The following is a 14,588-nucleotide window of genomic DNA, read 5'->3' as shown; positions in this document are numbered from 1 at the left end:
GACCGAAGCGTAGCGCAGTGGAGGGATGACAGGTCTTTTCCTAGCGCCTGGCTTCGATGAGCAGTGAGTCCGACTGGAAGGAGCCGTCTTCGGCGACGTGGAAATAGTCGCGTACCTCCTGCGGGGCATTCTTCAGTAGTGAGCGCAGGGCTTCGACATGGAGTGCGGGCGTCTGCATCCGCTCTACCCAGGACTGGAAGGCCAGGTCGATCTTCCAGGATTGGTGCGCACGGATCTGAAAGCCCTGTGCCTCCAGCATGCCGCGCCACTCGGCGAGGGTGTAGTTGCGGATGTGCGAACCGTCGCGGAGCAGCTCCAGGGTTTGCATGTGCGTGTCGAGCAGCGGATTGGCGGGGGCGCAGGTGTCGACGACGAGGAAGCCGCCGCCCGGCTTGAGAACGCGGCGGACTTCCCCAATGGCCTGGCTTACGTCCTGCCAGTGATGCGCGCTGTAGCGGGTGCAGACCCAGTCGAAGCTCGCGTCGGCGAAGGGCAGCTGCTCGGCTTTGCCGGGCCGTGTGGTGATGTTTTCGAGGCCGCGTCTCTCGGCTTCTTCGCGAACCACCTGAAGCATGCGCGCGGAGAGATCGCAGGCGACGACGGATGCCGCATGGGGCGCGATGGTGAAGCTGACGTGGCCTGCTCCGCAGCCCAGGTCGAGAACCGACGCTTTGGCCGCGCCGGTGAACTTCTCCGCGATGGCGATGAGGTCCGGGCCCTGGCTGTGCACGGTGCTGGAGAGATAAGCGTTTGCGGTCCTGCCGAATTGATCGTCGGTCTTTTCAGAGTGGCTGGGCATGGGGTACTTCCTCCTGCGATGACTCGCTGCCATGACTTTAGGAGCGGAGAAATCCTGGTACAAGATATCTCGTTATACTGGTATAAAAACTACCTGCCTGAACCGTCATGAAGGCTAAAACCACATCGTCGCTGGGCGCGTTTATTCGAACGCGGCGAGATCGCCTGAGCCCCGAACAGGTGGGGCTCGCGCCCGGTTTCCGCAGGCGCGCAAAGGGTCTGCGGCGAGAGGAGCTGGCCGCGTTGTGCGGCATCAGCCCGACCTGGCTGACGTGGATCGAGCAGGGGCGGACGGAAGCCGTGTCGGCGGAGACGCTGGAGCGGATTGCGGCGGCGCTGCGCCTGTCGCGAGCCGAGCGCAGCTACCTGTTCGAGTTGGCCGGGATGCGCGATCCGGAGCGGCCTCGCGTCTCCTGCGATCCGCAGCTGGACGCCATCCTGAAGGAGGCGGTGGCGAAGATCCGGACGCCGGCCTACGTGCTCGACCAGGAGTGGAATGCGGTTGCGTGGAATCCGCAGGCGGCGCAGCTCTTTGCCGAGTGGCTGGGCAAGCCGAAGGCGGATCGCAATCTCCTGCGGTATGCGTTTCTCAACCCGCAGGCGCGCAGCTTTATCGTCGATTGGCCGTCGCGGGCGCAGCGGCTGGTGGCGGAGTTTCGCGGAGAGTGCCGGGCGGTGCTGGATACTCCGGAGATCAAGCGAGAGGTCGAGGAGCTGCGCAGCAGGAGCAAGGAGTTCGACCTCTTCTGGAGCACGCAGAATGTTCTGGAGCGCGAGGGTGGTGAGCGCAACTTTCATCATCCGAAGCAGGGACGTCTCTCGCTGCGCCAGCTGACGCTGAGCCTCGCGATGGCGCCGGGGATGAAGCTGGTGATTCTGCTCTAGGTGTATCCCCCTTATCGCCATTCCACAAATTGTCATTTCGACCGGAGCAGGACGGTTTTTGGTCCTGCGGAGTGGAGAAACCTGCAGTTCTGCCTGTGCCGGAGAAAACTGCAGGTTCCTCCACTGCGTTCGCCTTACGGCTCACTCCGGTCGGAATGACAATCCGCAAGATAAGGCGCTTATTTCCTGCCTGGATATAGGGGGATACGCCCTAGGTGTATCCCCCTTATCGCACAAGCATGGAGATTGTCATCCCGACCGAAGGGACTGGCCGTCCAGGCCTTTTGCGCTTCGCGCCTCCGCTCCCGTTGGTCGCACTCCGGAATCTGTGCGGTGGATCGGATGCGGGTGCCCCATCCAAGCTCGGCTTGGATGGGACGGTACGAACCTTGGTGGTACGAACCCTGGTGTGCTTTCATCCTGCGGACCCACATCTCGAACAGCACGAGATGTGGGGCACCCTTCTTTCTTCGGCCAGGGCCTGACGTTGAGATTTTTCGGTGCCCCACCCATGACGAAAAACTGTCATGGGTGGGGCACCCGGGCAACGGACACAGCTTAGTTCGGTACGACGCTGAGATACCTCCATTGCGCCGACGTATCGTACGATCGCACTCCAGCCTGGCCCGTGGAGAAGCTGCAATCGTTCACCGTGACGTCGTTGCTCGGTGTGGAGGAGTTGGCGGCCTGCGCGGTGAGCCGGATCTGGCAGCCGATGACCTGGGCCGTGAGGTGGTACCAGGTATTGGCCGGCGCAGCGCTGAGCGGCGCAGATGCGAGCTCTGTCCATCCGTAGTTTTCCTTGCCGATGACGATGAAGCCGCCTGTATCGACGCCTAAGTAATACGCGTCGACCGAGTCGGTGCCCACCGCCGGGTCGGAGGAGCGGAGGAGGAAGCCGGCGTTGCCTCCGGTGGTGGTGATGTCCACATCGCCGGAGAGCGTGAAGTTGCCGAAGGTGGGGCCGCCGATCGACTTATCGCCGTCGGTGTCGGTGGCGGAGTTGATGTAATCATCGCCGGAGAGCGACCAGGTTCCGGCGTAGGTCGTCCATCCGGATGGCCCTGTGCCGGCTGCGAAGGGGGCATAGTACGGCGTGGAGGAAGTGACTCCGGCGGCGACGGAGATATCGCGCCACGCGGCCGAGGAGTTATAACTGCGCACGCCAATGGCGCCTGCGGTGTAAGTGCAGCCGGTATCGGTGTACGTGAAGGATGTGGCCGTGGTCGATCCTACCGGCTGGCCGGATACGGTAAAGGTGCATCCGTTGGCCTGGACGGTGAGGTGATACCAGACGTTGCTGGTGACTCCGCCTGAGATAGCTGCCTGTTGCAGCAGTGTCCAGCCATAGTATTCGCGGCCAAAGACCAGGTTGCCGTCCAGATCGACGCCCAGATAGTAGCCGTCGAGCGAATCGGTTCCATCGCCGGGATTGGTGACGCGGAAGTTGAGGCCCGCGTTTCCGCCTCCTCCTGTAATTTGAACGTCTCCCTGCAGGGTGTAGTTATCCCATGCCGTGGCTCCGGTGATGGCTTTGTCGCCGTCCGTATCCACGGTGCTGTTGAGGTACGAGCTGCCGGAGACCGACCATGTGCCGTCATACGTGGTCCATCCCGTGGCTGAACCGCTTCCGAAGCCGTCGTGGTAGGGGAGCATGCCGGCATAACCGGCGGAGATGATGTTCGACTGTACGGAGCTCATCGTGGTTGCGGATGGCGCGCCGCTGGTCATTACGCCTTCAAAGAAATAGCCTGTCGCGGTGCTGCTGTTATCGCCTCCGATGCCGAGGATGATGGCGCCTTCCTGGTGCATGGGCGCATAGCCGGAGGGAAGACTGACGGAGCCGGTAGTCGTGAGCGAGCCGGATTGCGCATTCCCCTGATAGATCGTATAGCTTTGCTGGCCGTCATTCGCGCCCATCGCGGTGACGAAGGGCGTTCCCGGTGTGACGGCGAGACCGCCGTAGATGCCGTTCTCCATGTCGAGACCGGCAACCGGAGAGCAGGGATCGCCGGAGCAGATGAGGTTGATGGCATCCATGTGGCCGGCGCCGTTGTCATCGTTGTTGACTTCGGCGTTTCCGAAGTCGAAGCAGCACCCGCCGTTGAGGTGAATCGCCGAGCTCACCATGTAGACGCCTTCAGGCTGGCCATTGACGGCGATGCCCGTGGTCGCATCGTTGCGATAGCCCTCGCCGGCGGTGATGTAGACGCCGTAGACCTTGTGGCCTCCGGCCTGCACGGGCGCGATGTTTGCGACCGCGGCGAGATCGTAGCCATTCGGACCGGCGCCGGTGGCTGCTCCGCCCGGCGGAGCGAGCGTGAGGTTGTTGTGATTGGCGGACTGATCGTAGATTTCGGTGATGGTGCAGGTGGTTCCGGAGCAGAAGCTGTCCTGCGTGGCGGCATTCGCATAGCCGTCGGAAAGAATGCCGATGTCTGTGGTGGTGCTATCGGAGGCGCGGGTGACCTGGTACAGCGATCCGGTGTAGGACGCGTAGAGCGCCCGGGTGGTGCTGAATGCCGCTACGCACGGCGTGCTTGACGCATAGATATCGCAGGGGCCATTGGCTCGAGTCTGGGCGAAACATACACCAGTGAGAACGTTGAGAAAGCTGAGAGAGATCAGGAACGTGAGCACTCTCCCTCTGAGAAGCGATGCCAGGCTGAATTTCATACGTCTCTTTCTCCTTAGTGCAGGCTGGTGCAGTTCTGGCGAACGGGTTGCGAAGCGGAGAGAAGCGAAGAGCTGTGGAGGCTTCACGGCAGCGGCGCAGCGCCCGCCTGGAGCGGGCAAAGGGGTCATGCATCCCTTCGGGCGCGGAATCCATGCATGGCATGGTCCAGGCCTCATGGTGGCGATCGCTATGCGAAGCAGACGCATGCTAGATGCACCCGGCGAATCACCGCAATGGTGCAAGTGCACCAATTTGCAGTGATCCGAATGACCCTTCTCCGCGTCAGGCGCTTGGCCGATGGCGCTGCGGGCACACGTGGGGCGCAGAAGGAAGGCTTCCTAAGCGCGGCTGCCGCCGTGTACAGTGTTTGCCGTTATCCCTCGCTGGAACACGTCATGGCGTTCGATCGCAGGCATCTCAAGGAAGTACAGCCGGGCGTCCGCTGGATGCCGTCGCGGGCGCATCTCTTCGGCGCGATCGTGCTCGCGCTCGGGCTGGCTCTTGCCGGCTGCGCGATGATTGCCTCCAGCCGCCGCGCCATGGTCCCGGTGCACACGTATGAGCTGGCCAAAGGCCAAGAAGGGGAGTGGCATGCGATCGGAGGGAACTGGCAGTTCGGGGACAACATCGTCGAGAGCAAGCACTCCGATGACCGGGGAGCGAAGCTGGTCACGGGTTCGAAGCTCTGGGCGAACTACACGCTGACCGCCGATCTCCGCTTCGACAGCGACCGCGGCGATATCGGGCTCATCCTCCGGTCTCAGGATGAGGAGAACGGCATCGATGCCTACAACGGCTACTATGTCGGACTCAGGCTGGATGGCGGCACGCTGATTATCGGCCGGTCGAATTTCGGATGGGTCGAGGCGAGACCGGTTCCTCTGCCGGGCGGAGTCAGCGCGCATGAGTGGTACCGGATGCGCGTGACTGCGTATGGCTGCAGGATCGGCGCTTATGTGCAGAACCTCAGCACGCTGCAGAAGGCGTATGTCGCGTTCGAGGAGCGCAACTGCGCGAAGACCGGGCGCATCGGGCTTCGCGCGGTCGATGTGACAGGCGCGTGGAGAAATATCCATATCTCGCCGGCCACGCTGGGCGACTATCTCGAACTGCAACGCAACACCGAATCGGTGGAGCGGCCCGTAGTGCTCTCCGGTCCGCCGTGGTGGACGCCGTGGCATATCGCGGAGCTGTTTGTCGGAACGCTGGCGCTGGCGCTGCTGCTGCAGCTTCTCTATTACCGCTTTCAGCAGTGGAAGTCGGAGACGATCATGCAGGAGCGACAACGCCTGGCGCATGACATCCACGACACCATGGCGCAGAACTTCGCCGGACTCGGGTATCACATCCAGGGCATTCGCAGCGCGCTGCTGCGCGGAGGCATGGCGGAGCCGCAGCATCTTGCGGATCAGCTGAGCGTGACGTATCAGCTGATCCGGCGTTGTCATTCCGAGGCCAGCGAGACGATCTCCATGCTCGGCGCGGGTCCTGCTTCGGACCGCGAAGATCTGCTCAAGGTGCTGGCCGACTCGGCCAGGAAGATTGCAGGGCAGGGCATTCTCGTCGTCCCTCATGCGACGGGATCGCCGCAGCCGCTGAGTCTTCGCGTGGCCGACGCCTTGCAGCACATCGGCAAGGAGGCTATTGCCAACGCCCTGACACATTCCGGCCTCAGCCAGCTGGATATCACCGTGCACTATCAGCCGCGCCGCGTGGAAGTTCTGATTGAAGACAATGGCAGGGGCTTTGACTACGGTCCTCAATCGCAGGGATTCGGCATTCTCGGCATGCTGAAGAGGGCTCGCGATGTCCGCGGTACGCTGCAGATCTCGAGCCGTATCGGAAAGGGCACGGCGGTGCGCGTGGTGGTGGAATTGCATCCGCTGCGCTGGGACAGGACGCTGCTCTCGAGGCTCTGGAGCGGCGGTTCGGCCTCACTCAGCGGCTCCGCGACGGCGTAAGAGAACGGTTCTGGTTACTCCGAAATCCGGATGATGCCGCGGCGGATGGCCGTGGTGACCGCTTCTGTGCGGTCGTTGGCCTTCAGCTTCAGCAGGCAGTTGGTCACGTGGTTTCTCGCGGTCTTGTCGCTGATGAAGAGCGCCTGCGCGATCTCCTTGTTGGTCATTCCGCGCGCGACGAGCATCAGCACTTCCAGCTCTCTCGGCGTCAGCTCTTCGCGTCCCAGCGTTTCCATCAGGCGGTCGGCGATCGACGGCGGCACATAGCGCCGGTTTTCGAAGACCATCTCGATGCCGCGCACGATCTCATCCTGCGGCGTGTTCTTGAGCAGATAGCCGGTTGCGCCTGCGCGCAGCGCTCCGAGGATATCTTCTTCGGACTCGTAGTTCGTCAGCACGAGGATGCGTGCGTCGGGCTGTGTGCGCTTCAGCTCGAGGATGGCCTCCGAGCCTTCGAGCTCCGGCATGCGCAGGTCCATCAGCACCACATCGGCCGGTGTTTCTGTGAGCGCCCGCACGGCTTCTCTCGCGCTGCCGACCATGCCGGTTACGGAGATGCGGGATTCGCTTTCGAGCATGGTGCGAAGACCGAAGCGGACGACGGGATGATCGTCGACGATGAGAACCCGGATCAGAGCGGCGGGGCCAGACATACCTAGAAAATGTACGGCAAATTCGAGGAGGCGATAAGGATTTCTCTGCGATTGCTGCGGAAGTTTGCAGGGTGGATTCGGAAGTGGGTCATTTGTACCAGACGAGTTTGGGCCATCCATCATCTTGCCTTTCCCTTCTGCAGAAACTTACTGTCTTCGCTGCAGGAGCCTAGCCCTGTTTTATCCAGATTTTGATTGGCCTGAGCGCCGAGGCAAAAGCCATGCGCGAGGCCTTTGTACAAGCATTGGAAAGTCTTTTGGAGGCGGTACACGCATGAGAACGATCATCAGGATTGTCACTCTCCTTGCTGGCATAGCTTTTCTGTTTTTGAGCTGCGATGTGCGGCTTCCTGAGGCCTACGCGCAATCGGTGCGCGGCTCGCTGGCCGGGAGCATTCTCGATCAGACGGGGGCTGCGATCCCGAGAGCGAAGATCACCGCGCGCGAGACCAATACCGGCATCGTGCGCGAAACGGTCTCCAGCCCCGAAGGCTCCTATACCTTCTCCGAGCTCAGCATCGGCAGCTATGACATCACCGCTTCGGCGCAGGGATTTTCAACGCAGGTGCAGCAGGGCGTGCAGATTGTGATCGGCAGCACGACGGCGCTCAACCTGACGCTGCGGGCGGGCAGCACGGCTTCCGTGGTGCATGTGGATGCGTCCGCGCCTGTCGTCGAGACGCAGTCTTCTGACGTCGGCGGCAATGTCGAGGCCCGGCAGATTGTTCAGCTGCCGCTTGCGCTGGGCGGCGTCGGCGCGCTGCGCTCTCCGGAGGCTTTTGAATTTCTTCTGCCCGGTACGACCGGCCCGGGAACGGCAAACAGCAACAACGGCATCTACACGCTGAAGATTGCCGGCGGCCAGTCCTTTGCGAATGACGATCTGCTGGATGGCGCGAGCCAGACGCGCAGCGAAAATGGCTCGTCGTTCGATGAGGAGTCACCGTCGGTCGAGGCGCTGGCAGAGTTTCGCGTTATCACCGGCATTCCCGCGGCGGAGTATGGGCGCTCCGGTGGAGGCATCGAAACATTTGTCACCAAGAGCGGCACAAATACCTTTCACGGCACGTTCTTCGATATCTTCCGCAATGAAGCGCTGGATGCGAACACATGGTTCAACAACGGCGACCTGATTGCGAACTGCAGCGGCGCAAGCGATACGGAGACCTGCCGCGACCTGTACCGGCGGCCCGACGACAAGCAGAACGATTATGGCGTGAGCCTGGGCGGTCCGGTGATCGTTCCTCACCTGTACAACGGGAAGGATCGCCTGTTCTTCTTCTTCGCCTGGGAGCAGCTTGCGAGGACGGTAGGCGGCACGCAGATCAGCACTGTTCCCACGCTGCTGGAGCGCGGCGGCGACTTCACCGATCTCTACAATCCGGCCGCGCCGCCGACCGGCGGCAGCACGGGTACGAATCCCTGCGACGGCCAGACGGTCTATCCGGGTGAGATCTTCGATCCTGCTACGCAAACCACGGTGAACGGTACCTCGTGCCGCACCGCATTTGCCGGCAACGTGATTCCTTCCGGCCGCTTCAGCGCGGTTGCGAATAACCTGCTGAACTACATCCCCAAGCCCACGACTTCTGGACTCTATAACAACTACTATTATTCGAGCGCGATCCCGATCAATAACACCACGTACACCATCCGCATCGATGCGAATGCTTCGGCGAAGCATAAGTTCTTCGCCTCCTACTCGACGCGTGACAATCTCCGCACCTGCTGCGGAACGCCTTATCTGCCTTATCCGGAAGACTCCGCAACCTGGCAGCAGAACTTCGAGACGCACTTCGGACGCTTCGGGTGGGATTATGTCCTCAGCCCCACGCTTCTCAACCATTTCAACTTCGGTTTCAACCGCTCCAACAGCGCGAACTTTGCCTATCCCACGCTGGGCAACACCGACTATGCGCAGCAGATCGGCATCGGCAACTCTCCGGCCTCTACTAACTTTCCGACCATCAGCTTTGACAGCCGCGACCAGTACCGCGGCCTTGGCAATACGCTGAACAACGACTGGATCGATAACGGCTTCCGGTTCAATGACGGCGTGAGCAAGGAGAAGGGCCGCCACAGCTTCAAGTTCGGCGTGGACTACCGCATCCAGCAGTTCTCGCCGCTCAGCTATCCGACGCCTGCGCTGACCTTCGACCGCGCGCAGTCTGCTTCCGATCCCGCGAATTCCGAACTCGATGGCAGCAGCCTGGCGAGCCTCTTTCTTGGACAGGTGGAGGGCGGCAGCTTCGACACCGGCGAAGTGGCGACGCAGCCGCGCTGGACATCGCACTACTATGCGCTGTTTGCCCAGGACGATCTGAAGGTCAACGATAAGTTGACGCTCAACATCGGTCTGCGCTGGGACGTGGATGTGCCGCGCACGGCGGCGCATAACTTCACTTCGAATTTCAGTCCGACGGCGAACGATCCGGAATACGGTGTTCCCGGTGCGCTGGTCTTCGGCACGAACTACAGCGGCAATAAGCGCTGGGCGGATACCTATTACAAGGACATCGCGCCCCGCTTCGGATTTGCCTTCGCGCCCTTCGCGAATGGGCAGACGGTGTTTCGCGGCGGCGGCGCGATCCTGTATGGTCCGCTGCAGTATGCCGATGACGGCAACGGCATGTATGCCGGCTACAAGATTCAGCCGAACTTTACCAGCAGCGATGGCTTCTCTCCGGCATTTCTGGCTGACTCCGGCTTTCCCGCATACGCGCAGCCGCCCGACCTCGACCCGGGTATCTTCAACGGGCAGTCGGTTACGGATAACTATATTGAAAAGCAGTTCGGTAAGCCTTCCGCCGTTTATGAGTGGAGTCTGCAGGTGGAGCAGCAGCTGGCTCCCGACCTGATCCTGACGATCGGATATCTGGGTAACAAGGCGCAGAACCTGCGCTCCACGCTGCAGAACATCAACAACATTTCCATCGGCGAGTTCTCGCTCGGCGATGAGTTGAGCGCCAATCTCAATGGGAACACGGCAGGCGTCGCGCCGCCCTTCGCCGGCTTCTACTCGCTGTGGGGAGCCAATGTTCCGGTGCAGCGTGCTCTCCGTCCGTTTGCGCAGTACGATGCCATCGATACCGGCTGCTGCCTCCAGAACGTGGGCATGTCCACGTATAACGCGATGCTGGTTTCGCTCACCCGCCGCTATCGCAACGGGCTTTCGCTGCAGGCTTCCTACACCTGGGAAAAGAACTTCACCAATGCGGACAGCGCTGTGCCCGGCGCAGGGCTGAGCGTTCCCCAGGTGCAGAATCCCGATAACCTGCACGGAGAAAAATCCGTCAGCGCCGAGGATATTCCGCAGACCTTCGTGATCGCGCCTCTGTACCAGCTGCCCTTCGGGCACGACAAGGCGTATCTCAATCATGGCTTCGCGAGCTATGTTGCGGGCGGATGGGAGATCGGAACCGTGCAGCGCTATCAGAGCGGGCAGCCGGTTCCTTTCTGCTGCGCGACTTCGATTCCCGGCTGGGAGAACAACATCTTCTACCGGCGCGATCCTACGCAGTCGCTGGCCAGCGCGGCGTATCGTGCCGGGCATCTGAATCCGTTCGTCGCGGCAGACGGCAGCTACTTCAATGCGGCTGCGTTCATCGATCCGAACAGCACCGCGGTGCGCGGCAGCGGGGCCTACTCCTTCGGCAACATACGGCGCTACACCGGTGAAGTGCGGACGCAGAAGTACTACAACGAAGACATCAGCATTCTGAAGACGACGCCTATCCGCGAAGGCATCTCGTTCGAGTTCAAGGCGGAGCTGCTGAACGCCTTCAACCGGCACGCCTTTGCGCTGCCCGATACGAATCCGACGGATGCTTCCTTCGGCGTGCCCACTGCGACGCTCACCACGCCGAGGAACATTCAGTTCACGGGACGCTTCCGCTTCTGATGCCTCTGCGCGCCCGGCTGTATCGCTCGCCGGGCGCGCCATCTTCTTTTAACATGCGTAGCGATGGAATACCCGCCGCTGCGGGATCATGCCAGCCAGATAGGTAGGACGCGCTTGCCACCGATCCGTACATACAGCCTGCTCGCCCTTGTGTCCGCATCGCTCTTCGCTGTTTCCCTCAGCTCCGCGCAGATGTCGGAATCGGCTCCGCTGCCCGCGGGCCGTCCCATCGCGATTCGCGTCAGCCGTCCGCAGACGCCGCAGGAGATCGCCCCAACCCTGTTCAGCAGCTTTCTCGAACCGATCGGCCACTCCACCTACGGAGGCCTCTGGGCGGATGTGGTGGTGAATCCTTCGTTCGAAGAGGGCTTGTGGTCGGCGGAAAATCTGGAAGAGCAGTGGAATGCAGACCCGGATCTGCGTGCGGCTTCGTCGCTCGGCCTGCCGACGCCATGGAAGCCGCTCGATTTTGCGGAAGGCAGCCGCTACGCGCCCATTCGCGGCGATGCGGCGAACTCGGCGCAGTCCATGCTCCTCATGCCGCTGCCGGAGAAAGAGGTGGGCATACGCGAGCAGGTCTATCTGCCTGCCGCTCGCGAACTCCAGTACCACGGAAGCATCTGGTTGAAGCGGATCGATGGCCCTGCGCAGGTCAGGCTTTCGCTGCGCCGCAGCTCCCGTCCGGCCGAGGTGCTTGCCGAGACTGTGCTGACCGCGTCATCGGCAGGATGGAACCCATACGAATTTCACCTGGCGCTCAAGCCGGATACGCTCGCCTCGCTCGAGCCGGCGGATTTTGCGATCTCACTCGAAGGCAACTCCAGGGTTCTGATCGATAACGTGTCGCTCTTTCCGGATGACGCCGTCGACGGCATGGACCCGGAGGTGATTGCGCTTGCTCGTGCGCTGCACTCGCCGCTGGTCCGCTTCGGAGGCAACTTCACATCCGCATACGACTGGCATGACGGCGTGGGGCCTGCCGACAAGCGGGTGAGCATGCTGAACCTTGCATGGGGGATTCCGGAATACAACACCTTCGGCACCGATGAATTCCTGCGCTTCTGTGCGCTCATTCATGCACAGCCGCAGATCGCGCTCAATCTCGGCACGGGCCGCACGGATCAGGCAGCCGCGTGGGTGCGCTATGTCAATGCTCACTGGGGAGACGGCAAGGGCGGACTGACCTGGGAGCTTGGCAACGAACTGTGGGGAAGCTACCAGGTGGGCTATCCCGCGCCGGCGCAGGCCGCGCGGCTGACCGCTGCCAATAGCGAAGCGGTGCACGGTGTCGATCCGGCGGCTCACCTGATTGCCACTGGCGGCGATGGCGGCCTCTTTCATGACTGGAACGCGCAGATGCTCACCGACGATGCGAAGGATTTCGAGTATCTCTCCAGCCATTTCATCGTGAACGAAGGCGTGCTGCTTCCGAATGCCTCCGACGATTTCCGCACGATGGCTATGCTCGCGGTGCCGTGGGGGCTCTCCGGCCGCATCGATGCGATGAGGCAGCAGGCCGTCGCGGCGCACCGGCCGGATCTGAAATTCGCATTCACCGAGTGGCTGATGATTACGGACTCCCACACCGTGCCGAACTACAGCAACCTCGGCGGAGCGATCTTTGCCGGCGGTTTTCTCAACACCATGATGCGCCACGCGGATACGGTTTCCATCGCCGACATGACGGGCATCCTGGAGTTCGGCGGCATCTGGAAGAAGCGTGGACAGGTGTATCCCTCGCCGGCTTACTGGGTGCTGCGCAGTTACGCGCAGGCCGGGCCGCATTTCCTGCTCCGGGTGCAGGATGACTCGCCGACATACAGCATCGCAAAGGGGCTGGTGCAGCTGCCGGACGTGGCGCACGCGCCTTATCTGGATGTGGTGGCGGCGCTGTCGGAGGATCAGTCGAAGCTGATCCTGTTCTGCGTCAATCGCAGCCTCACGCGTCCCGAGCAGGCCACGCTCGATCTGAGCGCGATCGGAGAGGCGAGCGGGATGGCCGGGATCACGACGATTCAGGGCAACGGCATTCTGGATGAGAACAATGCGTACGCTCCCGATCGCATCTCCGGCGTGAAGCACACCGAGGCAATCAGGAGCGGAGGCACGTACACCTTTCCGAATGCGAGCATCACGGTGATGGAGATTCCGATGCACGCGCACTGATGCGTGGGGTGAGCGGCTGAATAAAACCGCAGGTCCCTCCACTGCGCTCGCCTTTGGCTCGCTGCGGTCGGGATGACAGCGCTTTGGAGATCATTCGCCCCTACTCAAGCCAACGGCAGGCTTGAGTGGACCACCCGGCACCGTATCCGCTTACTCCGCGACGACGGCCTTGACCAGGTTGCGCGGGCTGTCGACGTTCACGCCGTGTTCGATGGCGGTGAAGTAGGCGAAGAGCTGGAAGGGCACCACTTCGAGGATGGGCAGCAGGAACTCGTCGACTGCGGGCACCTCGATGAAGTGCTTGGCGAGTGCGGCGGCTTCCTTGTCGCCTTCGGTCACGATGGCGAAGAGGGTTGCGCCCTGCGCCTTCATGTCGCGCATCAGCTGCACGGTCTTCTGGTAGCGCAGCACGGAGTCGGGATCGGCCTCGTCCCTGGTTGCGAGCACGACGAGCGGAGCGTCGGCGGTGACCAGCGCATTGGGGCCGTGCTTGAGCTCGCCTGCGGGATAGCCCTCGGCCTGCATGTAAGCCGATTCCTTCAGCTTCAGCGCGCCTTCGCGGGCAATGGGGTAATGGACGGCGCGGCCCAGGTAGAGGAACTGCTTCGAGTCCTTGAGGTCTTCGGCGATCTTCGCGACCTTTTCTTCCCACGCCGGCAGCGCTGCTTCGAGCAGGCCCGGCAGGCGGCTCAGCTGATCGAGGTGCGCGGAGACGGTCGGCGCGGTCATGCGGCCATTCAGGCGCGCCACGTAGAGCGAGAGCAGATACAGCACGGTGAGCTGCGTGGTGTAGCTCTTGGTGGCCGGGACGGCCTTTTCCTTGCCGGCGATGGTCGGCAGCGACGAGTCGGCCTCGCGGGCCATGGTCGATCCGGCGTTGTTGGTGATGGCGGCGGTCTTCAGTCCGCGCGCTTTGGCTTCGCGGAGAGCTGCGAGCGTGTCGGCGGTTTCGCCCGACTGCGAGATGACCAGCACGGCAGGATCGTGCAGGGTGTGGGTCGAGCGGTAGCAGTACTCGCTGGCGTATTCCACGTCGACAGCAAGGCCGGCGTAGTCCTCGAGCATGATTTCGCCGGAGAGGCCGGCATGACGGCTCGAGCCGGAGGCGGCAATCACCAGCCGCTGGCGTCCGCGAAAGGTCTCGGCGATGCCGGGGAAGGCGTCTGCGGCAAGCTGGCCGCCGGGAGCATAGCGGGCAACGGTCTCAGCCAGCGCCTGCGGCTGCTCGTAGATCTCCTTCAACATCGCGTGCGGGAAATTGCGGGACATAGATTCGGCCTTCCTCAGTGATCTTTTCAGTATTTTCGCAATTCCTGCTGCTTTGGCCGGAACCAGACCCTGTCCGATCCCGTATCCGCAGATGAAGTGCAGGGGACCAGAACCGCGCAAGCCGGGCCAGAGCAGGAATTCTTCTTCAAGGTACCATGATGTATAGACAAGTTACCTTCCAGACGATACAAGAGGAGGAAGCTGCTTCGCGCAGAGCGGGCCGCTTTCGGCATGTGCTCCCGTTGGTCGCGGAATGAGGGTTTGTACGTCCCTCAAGC

At 62.1% G+C, this 14,588-nt stretch carries 8 protein-coding genes; 4 read left to right on the top strand and 4 right to left on the bottom strand.

What is annotated here, in order from left to right; genetic code table 11:
- Positions 1–40 precede the first annotated feature (40 nt).
- Positions 41–799 (bottom strand): class I SAM-dependent methyltransferase, encoded by a 759-nt coding sequence (locus ESZ00_RS17585; RefSeq protein WP_129209699.1) that lies wholly within the window; start codon positions 797–799, stop codon positions 41–43.
- A 107-nt stretch (positions 800–906) separates the two neighbouring features.
- On the opposite strand from ESZ00_RS17585, the gene ESZ00_RS17580 reads away from it, so the two are divergent.
- Positions 907–1,683: a helix-turn-helix transcriptional regulator gene (locus ESZ00_RS17580; RefSeq protein WP_129209698.1), complete on the top strand. Its 777-nt coding sequence runs from the start codon at positions 907–909 to the stop codon at positions 1,681–1,683.
- 558 nt (positions 1,684–2,241) lie between these two features.
- Here ESZ00_RS17580 and ESZ00_RS20155 read toward each other — a convergent pair.
- A complete protein-coding gene (locus ESZ00_RS20155; RefSeq protein ID WP_164981595.1) occupies positions 2,242–4,359 on the bottom strand; it encodes an arabinofuranosidase catalytic domain-containing protein in 2,118 nt (705 codons plus the stop codon).
- A 396-nt stretch (positions 4,360–4,755) separates the two neighbouring features.
- On the opposite strand from ESZ00_RS20155, the gene ESZ00_RS17570 reads away from it, so the two are divergent.
- Positions 4,756–6,321, top strand: coding sequence for a 3-keto-alpha-glucoside-1,2-lyase-like domain-containing protein (locus ESZ00_RS17570; RefSeq protein ID WP_164981594.1), 1,566 nt, complete (start codon positions 4,756–4,758; stop codon positions 6,319–6,321).
- A gap of 14 nt (positions 6,322–6,335) precedes the next feature.
- Here the strand turns inward: ESZ00_RS17570 and ESZ00_RS17565 are convergent, their stop codons facing one another.
- Entirely contained in the window at positions 6,336–6,974 is a 639-nt protein-coding gene (locus ESZ00_RS17565) for a response regulator transcription factor (RefSeq protein WP_164981593.1), read from the bottom strand.
- Positions 6,975–7,248: 274 nt separating this feature from the next.
- Between ESZ00_RS17565 and ESZ00_RS17560 the strand changes: the two genes are divergently transcribed.
- Together ESZ00_RS17560 and ESZ00_RS17555 are read left to right on the top strand one after the other, a co-directional pair.
- Complete coding sequence (locus ESZ00_RS17560) at positions 7,249–10,875, top strand: TonB-dependent receptor (protein ID WP_129209695.1); 3,627 nt, start codon at positions 7,249–7,251, stop codon at positions 10,873–10,875.
- A 114-nt stretch (positions 10,876–10,989) separates the two neighbouring features.
- Positions 10,990–13,041, top strand: coding sequence for an alpha-L-arabinofuranosidase C-terminal domain-containing protein (locus ESZ00_RS17555; RefSeq protein WP_164981592.1), 2,052 nt, complete (start codon positions 10,990–10,992; stop codon positions 13,039–13,041).
- A gap of 150 nt (positions 13,042–13,191) precedes the next feature.
- On the opposite strand, the gene ESZ00_RS17550 is transcribed toward ESZ00_RS17555, so the two are convergent.
- Positions 13,192–14,310 (bottom strand): SIS domain-containing protein, encoded by a 1,119-nt coding sequence (locus ESZ00_RS17550; RefSeq protein ID WP_129209693.1) that lies wholly within the window; start codon positions 14,308–14,310, stop codon positions 13,192–13,194.
- Positions 14,311–14,588 lie beyond the last annotated feature (278 nt).

Source organism: Silvibacterium dinghuense (assembly GCF_004123295.1).
GTDB classification, from domain to species: domain Bacteria; phylum Acidobacteriota; class Terriglobia; order Terriglobales; family Acidobacteriaceae; genus Silvibacterium; species Silvibacterium dinghuense.
This window is presented reverse-complemented; position numbering and strand designations above follow the sequence as displayed.